The 18,838-nt window shown below is 68.4% G+C and carries 19 protein-coding genes and 1 pseudogene; 4 read left to right on the top strand and 16 right to left on the bottom strand.

What is annotated here, in order from left to right:
- Nucleotides 1-178 precede the first annotated feature (178 nt).
- A pseudogene (locus AC0B61_RS36165) lies at nt 179-1,820 on the top strand (IS4 family transposase).
- A 62-nt stretch (nt 1,821-1,882) separates the two neighbouring features.
- Here AC0B61_RS36165 and AC0B61_RS36160 read toward each other — a convergent pair.
- The 12 genes from AC0B61_RS36160 to AC0B61_RS36105 form a co-directional block, all read right to left on the bottom strand.
- The gene (locus tag AC0B61_RS36160) at nt 1,883-2,356 is read right to left on the bottom strand and encodes a transposase family protein (RefSeq protein ID WP_471746633.1); all 474 of its coding nucleotides are present in this window, start codon (nt 2,354-2,356) and stop codon (nt 1,883-1,885) included.
- Nucleotides 2,357-2,735: 379 nt separating this feature from the next.
- Entirely contained in the window at nt 2,736-3,482 is a 747-nt protein-coding gene (locus tag AC0B61_RS36155; protein ID WP_471746631.1) for a hypothetical protein, read from the bottom strand.
- Nucleotides 3,479-3,928 (bottom strand): hypothetical protein, encoded by a 450-nt coding sequence (locus AC0B61_RS36150; protein ID WP_471746629.1) that lies wholly within the window; start codon nt 3,926-3,928, stop codon nt 3,479-3,481. The genes AC0B61_RS36155 and AC0B61_RS36150 overlap by 4 nt, the downstream gene beginning before the upstream one ends.
- Before the next feature lie 18 nt (nt 3,929-3,946).
- Nucleotides 3,947-6,169 carry a glycoside hydrolase domain-containing protein gene (locus AC0B61_RS36145; RefSeq protein ID WP_471746627.1) on the bottom strand — a complete coding sequence of 741 codons (2,223 nt, stop codon included), beginning with the start codon at nt 6,167-6,169 and terminating at the stop codon, nt 3,947-3,949.
- Between the two features lie 123 nt (nt 6,170-6,292).
- Nucleotides 6,293-7,516: an ABC transporter permease gene (locus AC0B61_RS36140; protein WP_471746626.1), complete on the bottom strand. Its 1,224-nt coding sequence runs from the start codon at nt 7,514-7,516 to the stop codon at nt 6,293-6,295.
- The gene (locus AC0B61_RS36135; protein WP_465735345.1) at nt 7,513-8,184 is read right to left on the bottom strand and encodes an ABC transporter ATP-binding protein; all 672 of its coding nucleotides are present in this window, start codon (nt 8,182-8,184) and stop codon (nt 7,513-7,515) included. The genes AC0B61_RS36140 and AC0B61_RS36135 overlap by 4 nt, the downstream gene beginning before the upstream one ends.
- Nucleotides 8,181-9,473: a peptidoglycan-binding protein gene (locus tag AC0B61_RS36130; protein WP_471746624.1), complete on the bottom strand. Its 1,293-nt coding sequence runs from the start codon at nt 9,471-9,473 to the stop codon at nt 8,181-8,183. Before AC0B61_RS36130 ends, AC0B61_RS36135 begins: the two co-directional genes overlap by 4 nt.
- A 6-nt stretch (nt 9,474-9,479) precedes the next feature.
- Nucleotides 9,480-10,166: a hypothetical protein gene (locus AC0B61_RS36125; RefSeq protein ID WP_471746622.1), complete on the bottom strand. Its 687-nt coding sequence runs from the start codon at nt 10,164-10,166 to the stop codon at nt 9,480-9,482.
- A gap of 305 nt (nt 10,167-10,471) precedes the next feature.
- Nucleotides 10,472-10,951, bottom strand: a complete 480-nt coding sequence (locus tag AC0B61_RS36120; RefSeq protein ID WP_471746621.1) for a hypothetical protein — start codon at nt 10,949-10,951, stop codon at nt 10,472-10,474.
- Between the two features lie 354 nt (nt 10,952-11,305).
- Nucleotides 11,306-11,821, bottom strand: a complete 516-nt coding sequence (locus tag AC0B61_RS36115; RefSeq protein WP_471746619.1) for a hypothetical protein — start codon at nt 11,819-11,821, stop codon at nt 11,306-11,308.
- Nucleotides 11,822-12,054: 233 nt separating this feature from the next.
- A complete protein-coding gene (locus AC0B61_RS36110; RefSeq protein WP_471746617.1) occupies nt 12,055-12,207 on the bottom strand; it encodes a hypothetical protein in 153 nt (50 codons plus the stop codon).
- Complete coding sequence (locus AC0B61_RS36105) at nt 12,195-12,350, bottom strand: hypothetical protein (protein ID WP_471746616.1); 156 nt, start codon at nt 12,348-12,350, stop codon at nt 12,195-12,197. Before AC0B61_RS36105 ends, AC0B61_RS36110 begins: the two co-directional genes overlap by 13 nt.
- 927 nt (nt 12,351-13,277) lie before the next feature.
- On the opposite strand from AC0B61_RS36105, the gene AC0B61_RS36100 reads away from it, so the two are divergent.
- Genes AC0B61_RS36100 through AC0B61_RS36090 form a run of 3 tightly spaced genes read left to right on the top strand, consistent with a single transcriptional unit; the run spans nt 13,278 to nt 14,598 of the window.
- Complete coding sequence (locus tag AC0B61_RS36100) at nt 13,278-13,472, top strand: hypothetical protein (RefSeq protein ID WP_471746615.1); 195 nt, start codon at nt 13,278-13,280, stop codon at nt 13,470-13,472.
- 8 nt (nt 13,473-13,480) lie between these two features.
- Complete coding sequence (locus AC0B61_RS36095; RefSeq protein WP_471746613.1) at nt 13,481-14,140, top strand: replication-relaxation family protein; 660 nt, start codon at nt 13,481-13,483, stop codon at nt 14,138-14,140.
- A complete protein-coding gene (locus tag AC0B61_RS36090; RefSeq protein WP_471746611.1) occupies nt 14,140-14,598 on the top strand; it encodes a hypothetical protein in 459 nt (152 codons plus the stop codon). The genes AC0B61_RS36095 and AC0B61_RS36090 overlap by 1 nt, the downstream gene beginning before the upstream one ends.
- A gap of 1,147 nt (nt 14,599-15,745) precedes the next feature.
- On the opposite strand, the gene AC0B61_RS36085 is transcribed toward AC0B61_RS36090, so the two are convergent.
- From AC0B61_RS36085 to AC0B61_RS36070, 4 genes are all read right to left on the bottom strand, one after another.
- Entirely contained in the window at nt 15,746-16,534 is a 789-nt protein-coding gene (locus AC0B61_RS36085) for a hypothetical protein (RefSeq protein WP_471746610.1), read from the bottom strand.
- 427 nt (nt 16,535-16,961) lie between these two features.
- Nucleotides 16,962-17,549: a hypothetical protein gene (locus AC0B61_RS36080; RefSeq protein WP_471746608.1), complete on the bottom strand. Its 588-nt coding sequence runs from the start codon at nt 17,547-17,549 to the stop codon at nt 16,962-16,964.
- 410 nt (nt 17,550-17,959) lie between these two features.
- On the bottom strand, nt 17,960-18,244 hold the full coding sequence (locus tag AC0B61_RS36075; protein WP_471746634.1) for a hypothetical protein: 285 nt from the start codon (nt 18,242-18,244) through the stop codon (nt 17,960-17,962).
- Nucleotides 18,245-18,320: 76 nt separating this feature from the next.
- The coding region (locus AC0B61_RS36070; RefSeq protein ID WP_471746606.1) for a transposase family protein at nt 18,321-18,838 on the bottom strand (518 nt) is incomplete at its 5' end.

The raw sequence follows: 18,838 nt of genomic DNA, 5'->3' as shown, positions 1-18,838 counted from the left end.
TGCCATGGCTGCACCGATGAAGTATCCCAATGCCGCGTAGTTAAGGACTGGTTGGGCTGGTCAAGACCACGTCCGGGTGGTCTTCCAGCCGGTCGAAGGCAGCGGCAGAGATCATGAAGGCGGGACCCCGGGTAGAGCCAGGAGGCCGACCAAGGTCTTCCAGCTCGAAGGGGCCCCGTTGTCCGATGATTGTGCCACTGTCGTGCTTGCTCGTACCGTCACCGTCGCGAAGGGCCTGTACGCGCCGGGGCATCTGGGGGAGTTGACTCGGCAGATTCCCTTCGAACTCGTCGACGACGTCTTGGCGCGGACGGGCACCACGCAGGCCAGGCTGCGGATACTGCCCTCGCGGGTCGGCGTGTACTTCGTTCTGGCCATGGCTCTCTTCCCGAGCCTGGGATACCTGCGGGTGTGGGACAAACTCACCACCGGCCTACGGCAGTTGAACCTCCTATGCCCCTCGGAGAAGGCCCTACGGGACCTACGGCGCCGACTGGGGCCGGCCCCGCTGAAGCTCCTGTTCGACAGCCTCGCCGGGCCGGTCGCCCAACCGACAACGCCCGGCGTGCGCTACCGGAGCTGGCGAACCGTGGCCTTCGACGGCTGCAGTTCTGCCAAGGCCCCCGACCGGCCCCGCGTCTGCGACTGGCTCGGCAAGATCAAGCACCGCTACGGACAGGAGGGCTACCCCATGCTGAAACTCGTAGCCCTGTGCGAGACCGGGACGCGCGCCCTGCTCGGTGCGGTCTTCGGCCCGGTAGCCCCAGGAGAGACCGTCTACGCCGAGCAACTGCTGCCGCTACTGGACGAGAGCATGCTGCTGCTGAACGACCGAGGCTTCGACTCCGACGAGTTCCTGGCCCGCTGCGCGGCCACCGGCGCCCAGCTCCTGGTCCGCCTCGACAACCGCCGCACCCCCGCCAAGTGGGCCCACCTGTCCGACGGTTCCTACCTGACGCGGATCCGCGGGGTGCGCCTGCGCGTCATTGACGCCCAGGTCACCGCGACAATCCACGCGGGCGTCCGCATCACCGGCCACTACCGCCTGGCCACAACGCTGCTCGACCACCACCGCTACCCCGCAGCCGAGCTCGTCACCCTCTACCGCGAGCGATGGGAGATCGAATCAGCGTTCTATGCCCTGCGGCACTCTCTGGTCGGCGGGCTTGTCCTGCGCTCGCACGACCCGCTCGGGCTGCAGCAGGAGATCTGGGCCCAACTGGTTGTCTACCAGGCTCTTCGCCGGGCCATGGCCGAAGCCGCGGAGTCCGCGCCCGGCACCGACCCCGACCGGGCCGCGTTCACCGCCGCCCTCGAAGCCGCAAGAGACCAGGTCGTCGCCGCCGATGGCATCCTGCCCGACCCCACCCGACCCCTTCAAACCGGCCGGATCGGCCAAGCGGTCCTGAACAACCTGCTGCCCAGGCGTCGGCCGCGCATCGCACCCCGCCGCGTCAAGTGCCCCGTTTCCCGCTACGCGAATCCGCCCGGACCAGAGCCGGCTCCGGGCCACCAACCGCATGACTGGGATCACGGTCACCGTCCACCAGAGCGCCGAGCTCGCCCCCGAGGGACGACGTGATCGCACGCTCCAACTCATGCGCGCTGACCCCGGCCGAGCCCGGCATGCCACCGAAATCGCCAAGGAACTCGGCCTTCCCCACCATCGAAGCCTGACCGGTGAGCTCATCCGCTGGGACAGGGAGGGAATCCTGCGCAAGGTCGCCCCCGCGACCTACATCCTCGCTCCCGAATGGGCCATTCCCGACCGGCTGGAAGACCACCCGGACGTGGTCTTGACCAGCCCAACCAGTCCTTAACTACGCGGCATTGGGATACTTCATCGGTGCAGCCATGGCAGAGGCTCCCTTCTCACGACCAATCAGGCCATGTCCGGCAACCTTCCGCACCTCGGGGGAACCTCAACCCCGAGGACACCAGCCAGCCTGGCGCCGGCACGGCCGGCCAGCGCCAGCCCGATCCCCGCCAGCGCCGTCCGTAACCGCTCGGTCCACCGGCTGTGCCGACGGGTCAGGCCCGGCACCTGCTCGGCAAAAGGCCGCCGCTCACACGATGTGCCGGCGCAGATGAACCGCCGGACGTGCAGCCGCACCAGCATTCGCCGGCCCGCGCTCGGCATGTCTATGGGAGAGCGCAGGTAGGAGCCGTGCACCCTTCTCGACCAGACTCCGCAGCCCGGGCACGATGCTCCGACCGTCGTGGACCTCACCTCGACCCGAATCGCCTCGCTGTTCACCTCGACCGACAACACCCGCACGTCCGCGACTGCCGGAAACAGCAATGCCTCCAGCCGGACCAACGCATCGTTCACGGCCAGAAGTGTCAGCGACAGCACGACGGCGCCTGACGACTTTCAGGCAACCTCACAAGGACAGTTATGAAGATCAACGCTCACGCAGCGTGAGCCACCACACAAACCGTGCCAGAGCCACAACTCACGTATAAAGCCAGCTCTCACCCTGTACACCGTCCACGCCACCCAGGACACCGCACAGCCTAGGCGAGCGGGCGAAATGACCCAAACCAGGCTCACAAACCCAAGTCGGGCGATACCCTGCCCGGCCAACGCTCAACTCGCCAAGTGAAGCGCTCAGTCACACAAAAACCAAAGTCCCGGCCGCCCGAAAAGGGCGGCCGGGACTTTTTTGCTACTGGCGCGTCTTTGGTCCAGGCTTCACCGTCACCGGCAAGATCCGGACCGCTCACCCGCTGAATCAGGCCTGCTGACTGGCCAAGCGCTTTGCGGCCTTCAGGCGCTCCGGTTGCAGAGGATCAATCACGGTCCCTGCGCCCTGGCCTGGAGTGTGGGCCCAGCCGCGGAGCTTCCCGGCAAGCTTGTCCAGCCGCTGGTCGCCGGGGGGCACGTCGACGTAGAACAGGGACTCATCCGGTACCTGATCGTCGCCGCCCCAGCGGATAACGCCTTCGCAGTCAGCGAGAATGTCCCGGATGGTCACCTCCTCAAGAGGAAAGAAACCTCCGCGGGCTCCGGAGGGGTAGAAGCCAGGTCGGATCTGCACAGCTGTACCGGATGCCTGGTTGGACTCCGCCAGATGCCGGCGCACCAAGGACGGCGTACGCCACCCGACCACGTCGCCTTGGCCCAGTGCGTCGATCTCGTAGTGGAAGCGGCTGATCACGTGCACGAGGACTGTTTCGACGTCGCCCATGCGCACCTGAACCCCCAGTGGTGTGCCGGGAACGGGGCGGGTGTAGATGTTGCCGCGGTCGTCCGTGACCTTCTCCATCTCCCAGCCGTTGCTCGACGCGGCGCCCGTTCGGACCCGGGCCTCCCGCTCCTGGGCCTCCTGGGTCAGCTTGCGCACGGTGTCAGGGTCGGGCCCGGGGGTGGGGGCCGCCGCATGGGCCGGCGCGCCGAGCAACTGTGATCCGACCGCGGCACCTGCGGCGATGCCGATGGCCCGACGCAGCAGGGCGCGCCGCGGGATGTTCGCCGTCACGTGGTTTTCTCCTTGCTTCGGACGATCGCGAATACGGTGAGCGTTACGGCACAGACCAGGAGAACGGCCAGCACCGGGTTGACGTATGAGGGGATGACCACCGGGACGGTGCGGCCGTCGGAGCTGACGCAGCCGAACTGCAGGGGGATGAAGGAGGGATCGTAGCCGGTCAGTTGTTTCCCCACTGCCGCATCGCATGCCCTGCCCACGGTGTAGTCGTCGGCTATGAACAGATGGAGCAGGCCCCATACGTAGAGACCGACCGTCGCGGCCCAAGCCAAGGCTGAGGCCGAGACGAGGGCGGTTGAACGGGATCTCTTCGTCCGGGTACGGAGCAGCATCCGGATGCCGTATACGGCCAGCCATACAGTGGCGAGGAAGCCGGCCAGCAGCAACAGGAGAACGATGACGCCTTCGTGTCTGGCGAACGGCTGGTCTCCGGACATCACATGCCTCACATCCTGTCAGAGGTTTTGGGAGATGGCGTTGTACTTCTCCATCACGTAGTAAAGTCCCATGCGCTTCTTCGCCTCGGAGTACGCCACCTCGCCGGGACCTTGGTAGCGGCGCAGGATGTCGTAGATCTCCTCGTCCGCGTAATCCAGGCGCGGCGGCCTCATCGCGGGCGAGTTGTCGTCCCCGAGGGGCTTGCCTGCGATGTCCCACATGTGGACGATGAAGACGCTGGTTATGTCGAACGTCTCGGAGTCGTACGCGCTCTTCCAGGCGTTGTACTTGTCCTCGTCGCTGTTCGGATCGGCGATGGCCCGACCGGTCACGAGGCCCTGGCGAAGGCAGTAGTTCCATGCCCCGACGAGCGTTGCGCCGCGCTGCTTGGCGATCCCCGTCGATGAGTCCTCGAAATGGCCGGTCGTGTTGAACGTCGCAATGATGGTTGCCCAGAAAGCCTGGTCAGCCGGGTTGATGTGCCGCATCTCCCAGTACGCGGACGTCTGGACCAGAGCCTTTCGCAGGTTGTACCTGTTCGACAGCTCGGTGATGAGGTCGTCGTGGTCCACCACGGTCGACTGGAAGCACTTCCAGTGCTGGTAGGAGTAAAGACCGCCGTCGTTCGCGTAGCCGATGGACTCCATGTACTTGCCGACGTCCGTCTTCATGGCCTCGATGACGGAGGCGTCGAGCCGGGTATCGGGCTTCACTGCCCGAGGCGGATTGAAGGAACCCTGGCCAGTGTCGCGGCCGGAGGCGATGTTGTTGTCGATGTTGATCGCGCCGGCGCCGGTTCCGACCGTGCGCGTCACGATCTGGTCGTACGCCCAGTCCGCCGGCAGGGGGTAGCCGTAATTGCCGGAGAAGCCGTAGGACATGTCGGAGACGAAGGAGGCCGTCGAGTGGCCGGCTTTCGCCACTCGGGCGCACACGTTGCGTGGTCCGTACACGCCGATCTGGTAGCGATTGCCGTCGTCTGCGATGGCGTCCTGGATGCCCTTGAAGTGCGGCAACACGCTCGAGGTGATGTCGGAGTCCATGGCATCGAAGTCGACGGCGAAGAAGATCCGCGTACCGAGCTTGAACCCGTGGTCAAGGGCGGCGTTGACGGCAGCTTGGCCGGCCGTGCGGCCAGCCATGTAGGTGAAGTTCGAAGCGTCGCGTCCGTACGTCTGGTAGATGGGGAAGCAGCGCAAGCCAGCGTCGGCGATGGTCTGGAGTTCGCCTTCCTGGATCATCTTTTCGGGCAGGTTCTTCGGCAGCGGCACCAAAGGGTTGGTGAGGTAGCGTCCGACGTAGGTGATGCCCTCGGCCTTCAACCCCGCCGCCCGCGCGGGCGTGATCCGAGTAACGCAGTCGCACGCCGCACCCTTGCGGGACTGATCGCCGTAGGAGACCAGCAGGGAGGCCCAAGTCGAGAAGTCGCCGTTGCCGGTGGCCGGGAGTCCGACGAACGACTGGAAGCTCCGTACGACGCCCGCCATCGCGCTGTCGAATGTGTCAGTAAAGGCGACCGGTTGGTTGTTGAGGATCATGGCCGCGGAGAAGAGGGATGCCCAGGTGCCGATCGTGCCCTGCGATACGGGGTGGGACTTGACGCCGGTCTGGGTGCCGGGGCCGAAGACCCCGTTCGCGACCCCGTCGGCCATCCCGAGCTCGTACTGGATCGCCAGGAGCATGGACCGCGCGACGTCGCGGGAGTTGTGGCCGTCACAGGGTATGACGAAGAAGTCCTGGCGGTTCAGGTACCGACCGTTGAGCCATTGCTGGACGCTACGGATCGCATCCGAGCCGGAGTTCACGCTGACGTACGCGTCCATGTTCAGCAGCGCCTTGAAGACCTTGGGAGTCAGGTCGCTGCCAGGGGACAGGCCGGTGATCCCCATGTCGGTCTTGAGCTTCGTCATACCCGCTTGGACGCCCGGGTTGTAAACGCCATCCAGGCTGCCCCCGTCGTATCCCTTGCAGTACAGGGCTGACTGAATGATCTTGCAGAAGTTCTCCGAGGGTACGTTCCCGCTGTTCAGCAAGGGGTACTTGGCCGCCAGCGCGGACAGGGTGGTCGGGCCGAAGCTGTTCGACAGGCTCGTGATGCCGAGCTCTATCTGCAGGGCCCGGGTGAGCGCGTACATGGTCGGCCACCCGGTCTTCCCGTCCTCGTCCACGGTCATACCTATGCGGCTTCCGTAGAACGCGTTCACGAAGCTCTGTGCTCGTCGCACCATTTCGTCGGCCACTGCCGATTCCTCCTTCGTCTCACTGCGAGAGGTATCGCCCTTCCCAGGGCGGTTCGGGTTGATGGGTGCTGTGGTGTGCTGCGGTGGAACGGAGGGCGTCTTGAGCCGCACCTCGGGAAGGCGTCATCGCCTCAGTGCCTCGGCGGGCTGGATTCTGGAGGCCCGCCAGGCGGGATAGACGCCGGCCAGCAGACCGGTAGCCATGCCCAGAAGCGGGGCGGTGGTGATGGTGGTCGGGTGCAGGACCGGCGTCCATTGTTTGACGGCGGCGACGGCGACGATGGTCACGGTTCCCAGTGAGGCTCCGACCAGGCCACCGAGCAGGCCCAAGGCCATGGATTCGGCGAGGAACTGCGTGGTGATGTGTCTGGCTCTGGCGCCGAGGGCGCGGCGCAGGCCGATTTCGCCGCTGCGTTCCATGACGGCGACCAGAGTGGTGTTGGCGATGCCGACGGCGCCGATCACGAGGCAGACGGCCGCGAGCAGGAGAAAGAGCTGTCCAAGGTCGTTCTCGACGCCGGAGCGCAGGCTGCGCGGGTCGGGCGGTGGGGTGGCCCGCAGGTAGTCCGGGTGGTCCGGGCGCAGGGCCATGGGTGCTTCGGCGGCGATCTGGACGGCCGCCCCGAGCTGGGTGGTGATGAGCATCTTGGCCGGTTCGTCCGTGGGTGGTCCCCACAGGTCCTGCGCGGTGGTGCGCGGGACGATGACGGAGGTGAGCAGGTCGGGGCGACGCTGGACGTCTTTGATGACGCCGATGACGGTGAAGGGCGTGGCGCCGATGAATACGGAGGGCTGGCTGTGCAGGCTGGTGATGCCCAGGCGTGCGGCGGTAGCGGCGCCGAGGAGGGCGACGCGCTCGTGGTGCTGGTCGTGAAACTCGTCGTAGATACGCCCCTGTTGGATGGTTGGCCCGACCGTGCGCAGCATTCCGGCGGAGGCTGCAGTCAGCTGTGCTTGGCGGTCGACGGTCGCGTAGGCGGCGCCGGCCGGGGCGCTGGCAACGGTCTGGCCAACCGGCAGCCTGACACGCCAGGAGACGCCGGCCGCAGTCACCCCGTGCAACTGCCGTATGCGCGCGTCCGCGTCGGTGGGGAAGGCCGGACCGGCCTGGCCGGGGCTGTCGGGTGCGATGTCGTCGATGGTGACTTCGGTGGCGGTCAGTTCGCTGAAGCGGGCGTCGATCTGCGAGGCGGCCGTGCTGGTCAGTCCTGTGACGGCGATCAGCGCCCCGACGCCGAGAACCGTGCCGACTGCCGTGAGGGCGGAGCGCGCCGGGCGCTGGAGGACACCGGCCAGGGCCTCGGAGACGAGGTCGCGCAGGGACATTCGGGAACGAGGCAGCTTCATGCCGTCACCTGGCCATCGCGGATCGTGATGGTCCGCTGACCACGGCGGGCGACCTCAAGATCGTGGGTGATCACGACGACGGTCATTCCGTCGCCGTGCAGGCCGTCGAGCAGGTCGAGAACGGTTGCGGCCGTGACCGAGTCGAGATTTCCGGTCGGCTCGTCACACAGCAGCAACGAGGGTTCGGCTGCCAGGGCGCGGGCGATCGCAACCCGCTGGCGCTCACCGCCGGAGAGCCGGGTGGGCAGCGCGTCCAGCCGGTGGCCGAGACCCACCCGGCGCAGCGCCGTTTCGGCCCGCTGCCTGCGCGCACCACGGGCAACGCGCTGGTAGACCATGGCAAGTTCGACGTTCTCACGGGCGGTGCGGTGGGAGAGCAGGTGGAAGGACTGGAAGACGAAACCGATGCGCATGCCGCGCAGGGCGGTGCGTTCGGCGTCCTTGACTGTCGCGGTGTCGATGCCGTCCAGCAGGTAGCTGCCACAGGTCGGTTCGTCGAGCAGGCCGACGATGTTGAGGAACGTGGACTTGCCGGCACCGGAGGGACCGACGATGGTGACGTACTCGCCTCGCCTCACGCTGAGGTCGCACGGATGCAGCGCCACCACTGCGGGCGGGCCAGGGTAAGTCAGACCGGCCTGGCGAAGTTCGATGACCGGTGTGCTCATCGGGCGCTGCCCACCACGACCTTGTCCCCGGGAGCCAGCGTCGCACCGGTCTCGGGGATGACCGCGACGAAGCCGCCGCCGGAGACGCCGGGACGTACCGGGACGCGGCGGGTGCTGCCATCCCGGCCGACCACGCTCACGCTGGTCCCGCCGTCCGCCCCGGAGGAGATGGCCGCGGAGGGGACGGCGAGGACCGGAGTGTCGGAGGAGGACGCGGTAACCGTTACCCGTACTTCCTTGCCGGCCAGGTCGGCCGGCAGCGGTGCGGTGGGCGCGACGCGCATCTGGTAGCCGGTGGCCGCCGCAGTCTGGTCTCCCTTGCCGGTAGGCGGAGCCTCGGCCACGGTTTGCACGGTCGCCGGTGCTCTGAGTCCACTTTCCTCAACGAGAATCTCGGCATGCTGGCCGGGCTTCAGAAGGCCCTTCTCCTGGGCGGAGACGTCAGCGACGACGATGGGGTCGCCAGTGGAGACCGTCATCAGCTTCTCTCCTGGGGCCTTGCCCACGGCGGCGGCGACCGCATCCGCCCGAGCGGGCAGGGCGCTGAAGAACACCACCTCCGACATGGGTACCACCACGGCGGCCTGGGAAGCTGGGGCAGAAGACGGGGCAGCACCGGGAGGGGCGGTGGGTGCTTTCCCATCAGGGATCCTGTCGTCGGGCGAGTTGACGGCGGTGCGGATCGGTGTGTAGCCGATGGACTTGTAGAAGGCGATCACGGCCCGTTCGGTGCCCGCCCCGAACATGCCGGAGGAATCCGGCGTGCTGGCGTGGCCGAGTCTGGCCAGCGCCTTCTGGAGCTGGGCGACGTCCTCGCCCTTGGCCCCCGTCTGGAGGTCGCGGTAGGCGGGCAGCGTGCCGGCGAGTGTGAACACGGGGCGGCCGGAGATCTCGAACAAAACCTTGCCGAACTCGATCTGGTCCCCGGCCTTGATCTTGACCTTGGTGACGAGCGGGCGGGAGCCCGCCACCCCGCCCGAGGCGGGAACGGCGATGTCGGAAGCGGATGCGGCGGTGACCTTCCCCCGGGTGATCAAGGCGTCTTCAATCACCTTCTGCTCCACCGGAGCGGTCAGCGTATCCGGAGCAGGTGGCGCGGTCTCCGCCGCGACCTGGGCCGGTGACTTCAGCAGTGCGGCGGCCCCCGCACCCGCCGCTCCCACCAGGACCGAACCGATGACGACGACCGCGAGCAGCCCCCGCCGGCGCCCGGTTTTCGAAGGGACCTGCGCCACGGTGGGTTCGGGGCTGCTGTCTGAAGCCTGGGCAGATGAGCTGATGGCTGTCATCGTCTCCTAGCGCTTTCCGGCCAGCACGGAGGCGACGTTCTTCATCGTGGTGTCCAGGCTCTTGCGCGCCGCCTGCAGAGCGGGGGCGTTCTTCTCCGCCGCGGCTTTCTGCAGCCGCACTTCGGCCTGGTACCAGGTCCACGCCACATCGGCGCGCTGGCTGCACTTCAGATCGGCCAGCGCGGTGTCGATCTCGGGTTTGGTCACTTCACGGCTGAACTTCGGGTCGTCCCCGGCCTCCATCGGCTCGTTGTAGGAGTAGCCGCTCTCTTTCATGCATGCCGACCACTGCTTGAACGACGAGGCGACCTCGGGCTCCTGCTTGGCCTTGGTGTATGCCTGGTCGGCAAGCTCCTGGGCCAGCTGGAAGCCGGCCTGGGCGTCACCGAGTTGCTGCTTGGCCTGCTGCCCGCACCCCTCTTCGGCCTTGGCCTCGGCGCCCCTGGAGCCCGCCGCAGCCATCGCCTCCACCGCCGCGTCATGGGCCGCCTTCTCCGCGGCGTCCGGGTGGTATCCGCGCTTGGCCGCAAGCGCGGCGTCATGGTTGCCGTACCTCAGGTCGGTCAGCGTCTTCGGCCCTACCTTCGGCAACTCCGGCTGCGGACGCCAGCTGCCATATCCGGCCCTCTGCATGCAACCCTCGGTCAGCGCCCCCATGGCCCGCCCGAGCTGGCTCGAATCGTTGTCGCTCATGAGATACGACTCCAGCGGCAGCTTCCACGTCGCCGGATTCGCACGGTCAAAACCCGGTGCAGCGGTTCCATCCGCAGCGGCGGGGCGCGAAGCGACACTCGAAGCGGAAGACGTCGAAGGCGACGATTCGTGGGAGCACCCAGTGGCAACAGCGCACACAAGGGCGGCCCCCAGCGCCACCGGACCTCGCCGGCCGATCAGCATGATGGATTCCTGATATTCCACTCGAAGGCACACGGAGAAAAACAAATGATGGATCCAGGGGTTCCCGTGCTGGGCGACAGAGCCGCCCGGCACGGGACATGTCACCGGTAGTCGAAAGATGCGTTGTTGTTGTAGGTGCTCTTCAGCTGGAACCAGCTGGACATCGGGCCGAGCTTGTCCGAGGACCCTCGCATCCAACTATTGAAGAAGATGACGGCATTGGCACCCGTATTGCGATTTTGTGCGGATGCGGCATTGTTCTTGACAGGCGCGTTGGAGCCGTTTCCCTGATCGGGGCAGAAATACAGCGGCTCCTTCTCGGTGTGCGGATCATCTCCCCCGTAGTACTCATCTCCGAAGTCGTTGACAGGGGTATAGAAATTTCGGTGCGCCCCGGCGTACGACGAGTTGAACCAGAGAGTGAACTTGAAGTAGTCGGCCTCCGTGTGGGGGGCACACGCCAGCGGCGACTGGTGGTTATCCGCACCGTTCGCCTGCGCGGCAGGTGCCGCAAGGCCCCCCAGTGCCAGTGTTGCAATGGCGCCAACAAAGACAGCACGGATGGATCGCGAGATTGCCATAATGTTCCCCCTTCATGGCGTGCTGATGGATTCACGGTCCATAGAAATGGACGAATTCATCCCCAAGGAGGACTAGCAGTACAAAAAGGGCGAATATCCGCCGGAATCCCCTGCGGCCAGTTTCGCCAATTCATCCCCCCGGAAGAATTCTTGAGTCAATTAGACCATGCTTGCATCGGGCAAAATGAACATTTCGGTCTCTGCATAGTAATGAATGAGTAAAATCCGGAGCCGGTCAGTTGGGCGATCGGCCAAAAGGATGAGATCAACCCTCCAGATGGCGGGGGAGAGTAGTTTGGATACCAGCCAATCGATGGGTAGGCAAACAAGTGCCCGGCACCAGTGGGGGACCGTTTAGATCTGGTCGGTCAGCGGTTTGAGGTGGTTCACGGCGCTGGAGAAGTCGTCCTGCAGCTGGTCGTAGGCGTCGGCGTCACCGGCGGTTACCGCGTCGCAGAGCGTGGCGGCCTTCTGTAGGTCGCCGAGGGCCCGGCCCCACTCTGCGGGTGAGCCCGCTTCCGGTCGCTGACCGTTGACCGTCTTGGCCATGGCCGTGCAGGCCTTGCCCACCTTCGCGGTGTCCCCTTGTGCGCTCATCATGGTCGCGGCCATGGGGATGAAGGCGCTGGTTACGGCGCTGTACTGCGGGGAGTTCAGCGCCCAGGCCCGCGTGGGGCTGTCACTGGCGTTGGGGCTCGCGCTCGGGTTTGCGACGGTGCTCCCCGGGGTCGAAGCAGCCGGAGCAGTTGAAGCGGAGGCGGAGGCGGCGGCCGGGGTAACCACCGCCTTGCTGCCTGCGGGGGTACTGCTCGCGCAGCCCGCCAGGGCGGCGGCGGTCACGAGCAGGCAGGTTGCGGCGGCGCGGCGCATAGGTTTCCTTCGATCCGTTGGTGCGATGACCCGAGACCGTACTCCGCCGCCGCGCCCGCCGATCAGCAGGGGTCAGTCGACCACGGCCAACGGCACTCCAAGAACGAGTCACGACCCTGCAAGACGACCTGACCGCCGCCCGAACCGGCCTCCGCCGCATGATCCGCCACGACCAAGGCACCTGAGCCACAGCTGCGCCGAGCTCAGCAGCACCGACTCCTCCCGGTCCGGTCCTACAAGGCCACCCCCAAGGCAGCGAGCTGCGCGAGCTGGCTTGGCGTCATCTTCGGCCGCCTCGCCGTGGCGTTGTTCAAGAATGAACCCAGCGCCACCTGGTGGACCACGACCTGGTCCTCGCCGCCGGGGCTGGCCTTCACGGTCTCCACCGGCTCACGGTGAGGGCGGACACCCGGGGATGACGCTCCCGCTCGACGAACTGGGCGAGCGCAGCCAGGCCCTGGGCGAACCGGTCGCCGCGGGACACCGTCGGCTTCCACGTCAGCAGGCAGACGGAGGCTGGGACGGACAAGCCCTTCGGCTCCTGGCAGTTGGCCGGTCACTGACCACCTCGGCGCGGCCGCGCGGGCCTGTCGGCTCCCCGACCCGCGCGGCCCGGCCCTTCCCACGGCAAGACCGGTTCCACCAGCCACGAGCAAGCCCCTGCGAGCGGGTATACCCGATGGTGTTCCACTACGACGTCGGCCGAAGTCCGACGGTGGTCCATCTTCGCCTGGTCCGGGCCTCGGAGGTGCTCCGGTGCGGCACGGTGCTCGACCACCGGCCCTTCGAGCTGATTATGCAGGCGCACCACCGCGGCTGGCTGCCTGTCGTGGAACCGCTGGTCGGCAGCCGAGAGCCAGGACAGGGACGGCGGACGTGGGTTCGCCGGCTTCGGGGTGCTCACGACAGTCGCTACGACGTCCTGGCCGAGCACTACCCGCAAGCACTCGACCAGCTCGACCTCGCGCTGGCCCTGGCTGAGTCGCTCGTCGACCCGGACGAGCGGGAGACGGATCTGGAAGCACACGTTTCTGGCCGCGATGGCCGCAGCCGAGACGGCCTACTGGCGGGCGGTCCTGCCGATGACCTAGCCCGACGAACCCTGGAAGCTCCCGTAGGAGCCCGGTCGGGAGCGCGGGCTTGCTCTCCACCGTCGGCGGCGGTGGAGGTGCGCTGCCGCACGGGGAGGAGCTCGTCGTAGGCGGTGGGATCGGGGAGAGGGCGGGTGTCCGGGGGCAGGGTGACCAGGACCTGCGCGATCTCGGCGGCTGGTGTGCGGTCACGGCCGATGTCTTCGCTGTGGCCCTGGTCGCCGTCCAGGACCCGGGGTGTTCGTCTTCGCCTCGTCCGCCCCGGTTCCGCAGGCATCCTGGAAGGCGGTCAGCAGGGCGTCGGGGACGGGCTGCTGGCCTGGGGCCTGCCGGCGGCGTCCGCCGCGCGCTTCGGAGTTCGGTGCTTGCGTCCGCTCGGCGACGGTCCGGTCGGGCACGGGGAGGTCGAGGAGGCCGAAGGCGGCGTCGAGTCCGGCCTGGGCGGCGCGCGCGTGGCGTACGAAGGCCGCGACCTCGGCGCCGTCCAGCCTGTCCAGGGCTTGCTGCGCCACCTGGTCGCAGCCGAGGCGGGCCAGCAAGGCGCGGCCCTCGACGCGTAGGGCGGGCAGTGCCTCGTCGAAGCGGGGTCGGCACGGTGCGCTCCTGGTCGACCGAGACCGAGTTCCTGCTGCCGGGTGGCAAGCGCAAGGTGCGGCCGGACGGTGTGTGGCAGGCCCCGGAGATCGGGGTGCCGGTGCTGATGGTCGAGGTCGACCGCTCGACCATGGCCCCGGCTGACGTCGCCGCGAAGTTCCCCCGGTACCGCGAGCTGTTCCGTACGAAGGTGAGGAGCACCGACCCGGTCCTCGCCGGCCGGGAGCCGGCCGGCCGGACGGTGCACTGGTGGCGGCGGACCTGGCCCGGTCATACCCGTGCTGGGTACCCGCCGGTCGCGCTGGTCGTCACCGATGCCGGACCGGTCGCGCTGGCCAACCGGCAGCAGGCCGTTGCGGACCTGTCGGTCGACTGCTGGCGCGGCCGGTGGTGCAGGGAGGTCCGCGACTACAACGGCGACGGGTGGCGCGAGTACGGCGACGCGGTGCCCATCGTCGCGACCACCCTGGAGCTGCTGGCCACCCGCGGGCCGCTCGGCCCATCTGGTGGCGCTTCGGCCGCTCGGGTCGGCACTCCTTCATCGAGGCGCTGGAGAACCCGAACAATCGGGCCGCCTACGACCTGCGCCAGGCCGTCCGCGAGGACGAGGAGCACAAGGCCCACCAGGAGCTGATGGACTCCCTGGTCTGCATCGACTGCGGCGACGTTCCCGAGGAGGAGAGCACCTGGGAGTACGGCCGCCAGGGACAGATCGAGTGGATCCGCCGCCCCGGCGGCCGCTGCTGCCCCTGCCACCAGGACCGCGAGGACCGCCTGGAACGGGAGGCCGAAGAACAGCTGGAGGCCGCCCGCACAGCCAACGCCGCGCTGCGCCCGTGCTGGACGTGCCGGGGCTCGATCGGGGGGAAGGAGGACTCGAAGCTGGAGCTGCGGGAGAAGGCCCGGCCGGACCGGCTGGAGTGCCCCGAGTGCGTACAGGCCCGCGCCGCAAAGGACTTGGGCCCGCTGATGCTGCCGGCCCCGACCAAGCGCGAGCTGGTGGCCTCGCTGGTCTCCACTCCAGACGATCCGTGGTGGGAGGACCGCGTGCTGCACGCAAAGCTCTACCCGGCGAGGGGCCGTCGGGTGTGACCTGTTGGCAATTGAGAACGCAAAATAGCATTGATCACCGATTTGTCTGGACCACTTGCCCGACCGTCGCGCGGTACCGGGTGGGAGGCGGTCACTCCGCCAGGCGGTGACTATAAGTGCACACAGACCGCGCCGGAGCCCCGGAGCACCTCCGAACCGGCCAGAACCCCGGAAATAGCCGACCGAGCATTTAGGAAAAGGGGACGGAATCGCATTGCCGGTGGTTTTCGGTGTCGTTGTCCTGAGCGCCCGGGGACGGTCGGTCCGCCGCTGTCCCGGCTGCTTCGCCGCCGCGTTGGCTGCCGCGCTGGCGCCCTCGGCTGCCTCGCGACCGCCCGCCGCCCGCGGCCCGGCGTCCGCTTCGGTCGGCGGCCGCCTGCTCCGCCTCGGCGGCTGGCGCGTCCCCGGCCCGTCACCTCGCCGGCGCCCACCGCCTCGGCGCCCCGGTGGCCTTGGTCGCTTCGGTCGCTGCCGCCCGCCCGTCCGGCCTTGCCGTGCAGCAGTGCGGGTGCCCGGGGCGGCCGCCGGCCCAGCCTCGGCGGCTGGAGGAGATCGCCGTCGGGGTCGAGCGCGCCGGCATGTACCCGGGGCGCATCCACCAGGCGGGACCCGAGATCACGGCGGCCATGCGGAGGGAGAACCTGCGGATCGCCGCCGTCTTCCGCGCCCACAAACGCGACCTTGCCCAGGCCCACAGCGCCGCCGCAGTCGACGAGGTGACCAGATCGCTCGTGAATGGCCTGCGGGCGCTCCTCGCGGGGGACCGCGCCGCCCTGCTGACGGGAGCACCGTCCGACATCGTGACCCCGGGCCCCCCGGCACGGTGGATGCCCCGCCTGGCACCGGCCGCGGTATTCGCCGCAGCCGCCGTCCTGCTGCCGATGGTCCCGCTCATGGCGGACAGCCCCGGGATGGCCACGAGCCTGCGCTGGACCTTCGCCGTGATGGCCGCCGTCTCCCTCGCCACGATCCGCGAGGACGTCGCAGCCCAGGTCAACAGGTCTTCGCCCGCGCCGTCCCCTGGGAGAAGTAACGCACCTGGGCGGGGTCGCGCAGCGCCTGGACGGCGTCGAATCCGTGATGGGGCACGGGGCCGCCGTTGCTCGCGGTGCCGAGGCAGAGGACGGATGCGTGCTGTTCGTGCCTTTCAGGGGTTCCGCAGGCCGTTGGCCACCCGGAGGAGCTCGGAGGGCGAGAGCGCCGCGTGGTGCGGGTCGATGCTCACCACGGTGAAGGTGCTGACGCCGTCGGACCAGGTGAGGGCGCGTTCGGAATCCGTGTCGCACACGAGGGATGCGCTGTGGCCGTTGACGGACATCGGTGGACCGGCATGGGTGCCCGGTGCCGGGTCGTGGGTGCCGGCTGCGGGGAGGTTTTGGGTGATGCTCAGCGCGGGTTTGCCGACGGTCGCGTAGTAGCGGGTCCAGGAGGGCACGGTGTCGCTGCGGTTGTATGGATTGGGAGTCCAGGGTCCGGCCACGGAGCCGAAGACCTGTGGGACGTCCGATGTCGCGGTGAAGCCCGGGGGGAGGTAGCCGACGTCGGCGAGCCGGGCGGCGGGGAACGGGACGAAGGGCTTTCCCGTGTTGGCCTCCGACAGCTGTCTGGTCCCCAGAGGGGCGTGGAGTGTGAGACTGACCAGACGGCCGGCTGAGGGGCACTCGTGGGTCTGGTCCACGGTGCGCCCGGTCTTCAGATCCGCGGCGACCGTCTGCGGCGTCTCGCGCGCAAACAGCCGCGGTTCGGCCTCCTGGCACGGTGCCCACATGACCGGTGTTGTGAGGGTGCGGCCGTCGGCGCTGAGGAGCACCTGGCTGAACAGCCCCGCGTCAGCTCTGGGCTCGCGGTCCGCATAGCGCACCACTGCGGACAGAGTAGCCAGGGCGACGACGGCGCCCACGACGAGGAGGGCCTTGCGGCGCCCCGGTGATGGCATTCGACCACTCCACCTTCGACGGCACGGCCTGTCCTGTTCGACCCGATGTCACCACAGTTCCAGCGCTTTCGCGGTGGCCCGCCCTCCGGCGAGCGACCGTGACACTGTTGGGCATTGGGCGCGTCGGATGATAGTACACACGTCCCCGTGGAGCGCCCGGCGCAGGTGTGCCGGGGCGGGGGGAAGGCGTTCGGTGCCGCGGTCGACCGTCCCCCGTGGACGTGGCGCCCGATGGTGTGCACGCCCGCCCGGGATCCCCTTACTCCCGGCCCTGCCACGACAGTACCGCACCCGCCTTCGACCCGGCCCGGCGAAGCGGGCCCCACCGCACCCGCCGTCACCTTCCATACCGCCCACCGCTCCGCACGGCCCGCCGACGTGCCCGCGATCTCCACCACGGCCCAGGCGGCTCCTCGAGGCCCGGCTACTACCGGCCGGCTGGGGGACCGGGGCGGCCCGCGCCCTGACGGGCGAGGGCGGCGGTCCACTGCGGGAACTGCGTGATCGGTACGCAGGACGCGGCGGCGGCCTCGGGGCGCACTGCTGCGGCGGGGAGGAACGCGACGCGGCAGTGGCGGCACAACCAGGTCTCCCGCCAAACCCGTGGGAGCTTCTGCCACTGTCCATGGTCGTGCGGCCACTGGTCGGCCGTGTCCCTGCGACGGCTCCGGTGGTCGGAGTGGACGGTGAGTCCGATGCCCAGAAGGACCGCCGCAACGAGCAACGCGCCGTAGTGGTAGCCGACCCGGTACGCGGCCTCGGAGCTCCCACCGTCGTCACGGGGGAGCAGGGTGCGCAGGCCCAGCAGGCCGAAGAAGCCGGCCAGAACGAAGAAGGTGACTGCGACCCCGGTCGTGGCCCCGCGCTCCGGCGGCACCGCCAGCAGCTCCCGGGTCGGCGGGTCCAGGGGCCGATCGGCGTCCAGCAGGGCGTCCTGTACGGCGGCGGTGTCGTCCGCGGCTGCGCACGTCGGGCAGGTGATGCTTATCGAGATGTGGCTCCGGGGGTGATGCACGGTGGGTGTGGGAAAGCACGTAGTACAGAACAGAAAACTGACTGCCCGTATGGCCGACGCCGGACTTCACCGGGTCCGTCGGGGCCTGTTCGGTGCCTACCGACGTTCCCGACGACCTGGTCGTCGTCCTCGCGCAGCTGCGGCCGTGAGGACGACGCTGTGCCACGCGTTTACGAGCTGGATGAGGGCGCTCGACCTGGTGAAGGACCGCCTTTGTGACGGTGCGTGGTGCGGCGGCAGGCGTGGATGGCGGTGAGTCCAATGGTCGGCGGCAGGGCTGCGCGGCGGCGTCCGGGTCGGGTGTGCTGCTGGGCGGCCGGAGGGTCCCGGGGTGTCGGCTGATGCGTTGAGGCCGTGTCTTCGCCTGGTGGGGGAAGACACGGCCTCGGTCCTGTCAGCGGTGTCGCTTGTCAGCGGTTGAGTGTTGTCTGGGCGGGGGTTCCGTATGCGCGGGTGGTGGATTCGGTGGTGCGCTGTTCCTGCAGGGCGGTCAGCTTCCGCACGACGAGGATGGCGAAGACGGCGGCTGCGAGTTCCAGCAGGTCGGAGGCGGTCAGCCAGGCGATCGCTTCCTGGTAGGAGTCCGGGTATCGGGCCTGGCCGTAGAAGTTGGCGTCCAGTCGGCCGATCACGATGGTGGCCCAGAGGGTGCCCCACCAGAGGTTGAGTGAGTGGTGTGCATCGTGAAGTGGCAGGTCACGGGCCTGGTGTGCGTCGGCGTTGGGATACTCACGCTGGTTGTGGGCGGGTGACTTCGGTGAAGATCGTCGGTCAGCGGGCGACTTCCCGGTTCGTCAGGACCAGCAGGGCCCGCACCAGCGCGGTCGCCCACTTCGGGTCGGTGCGGACCTTGCCGAGCACGCGCCAGTTCTTCAGGTGCGCGAAGCCGTGCTCGACCGGGGCCCGGACCGCGGCCAGCGCCTTGTTGGACAGCTTCTGCCCCCGGGTAAGAGGCCGGTTGCGGGCGGCCTTGTAGCCGGTGATCACCGCCGGGTCGGCGTCCGGGCCGCTGTCGTCGAGGCCGACGAAGCCCAGGTCGGCGATCGCGCCGAGGCCGGCCGCGCGCAGATGGGCGGTCAGTTTGTCGTGGCGGCACGCGGTGATCTCCGAGGTGCGTCCGGGTCGGACCGCGCTCACCCAGACCAGGCGGCCCTTGTCGTCGGTGAGCGCGATCACGAGCAGGCCGTGGCATTTGTGCTTGCCGGAGTAGTTCTTCCGGTTCTCTCTCCCGGTGCGGCGAAGGGTGCGGATCAGAGAACCGTCCAGCAGGACCACCCCGCCACCCGATC

The sequence above is a fragment of the Kitasatospora sp. NPDC023385 genome (assembly GCF_055664045.1).
The sequence above is the reverse complement of the archived record's forward strand: the minus strand, read 5'-3'. Positions and strand labels throughout refer to the sequence as shown.

What these genes read in the sequence shown, in the direction of transcription:
- AC0B61_RS36125 (WP_471746622.1), bottom strand. Translation starts at nt 10,166, where the DNA reads ATGAGCGACAACGATTCGAGCCAGCTCGGGCGGGCCATGGGGGCGCTG.
- AC0B61_RS36120 (WP_471746621.1), bottom strand. Translation starts at nt 10,951, where the DNA reads ATGGCAATCTCGCGATCCATCCGTGCTGTCTTTGTTGGCGCCATTGCA.
- AC0B61_RS36090 (WP_471746611.1), top strand. Translation starts at nt 14,140, where the DNA reads ATGGACTCCCTGGTCTGCATCGACTGCGGCGACGTTCCCGAGGAGGAG.
- AC0B61_RS36150 (WP_471746629.1), bottom strand. Translation starts at nt 3,928, where the DNA reads ATGTCCGGAGACCAGCCGTTCGCCAGACACGAAGGCGTCATCGTTCTC.
- AC0B61_RS36135 (WP_465735345.1), bottom strand. Translation starts at nt 8,184, where the DNA reads ATGAGCACACCGGTCATCGAACTTCGCCAGGCCGGTCTGACTTACCCT.
- AC0B61_RS36115 (WP_471746619.1), bottom strand. Translation starts at nt 11,821, where the DNA reads ATGCGCCGCGCCGCCGCAACCTGCCTGCTCGTGACCGCCGCCGCCCTG.
- AC0B61_RS36130 (WP_471746624.1), bottom strand. Translation starts at nt 9,473, where the DNA reads ATGACAGCCATCAGCTCATCTGCCCAGGCTTCAGACAGCAGCCCCGAA.
- AC0B61_RS36140 (WP_471746626.1), bottom strand. Translation starts at nt 7,516, where the DNA reads ATGAAGCTGCCTCGTTCCCGAATGTCCCTGCGCGACCTCGTCTCCGAG.
- AC0B61_RS36085 (WP_471746610.1), bottom strand. Translation starts at nt 16,534, where the DNA reads ATGCCATCACCGGGGCGCCGCAAGGCCCTCCTCGTCGTGGGCGCCGTC.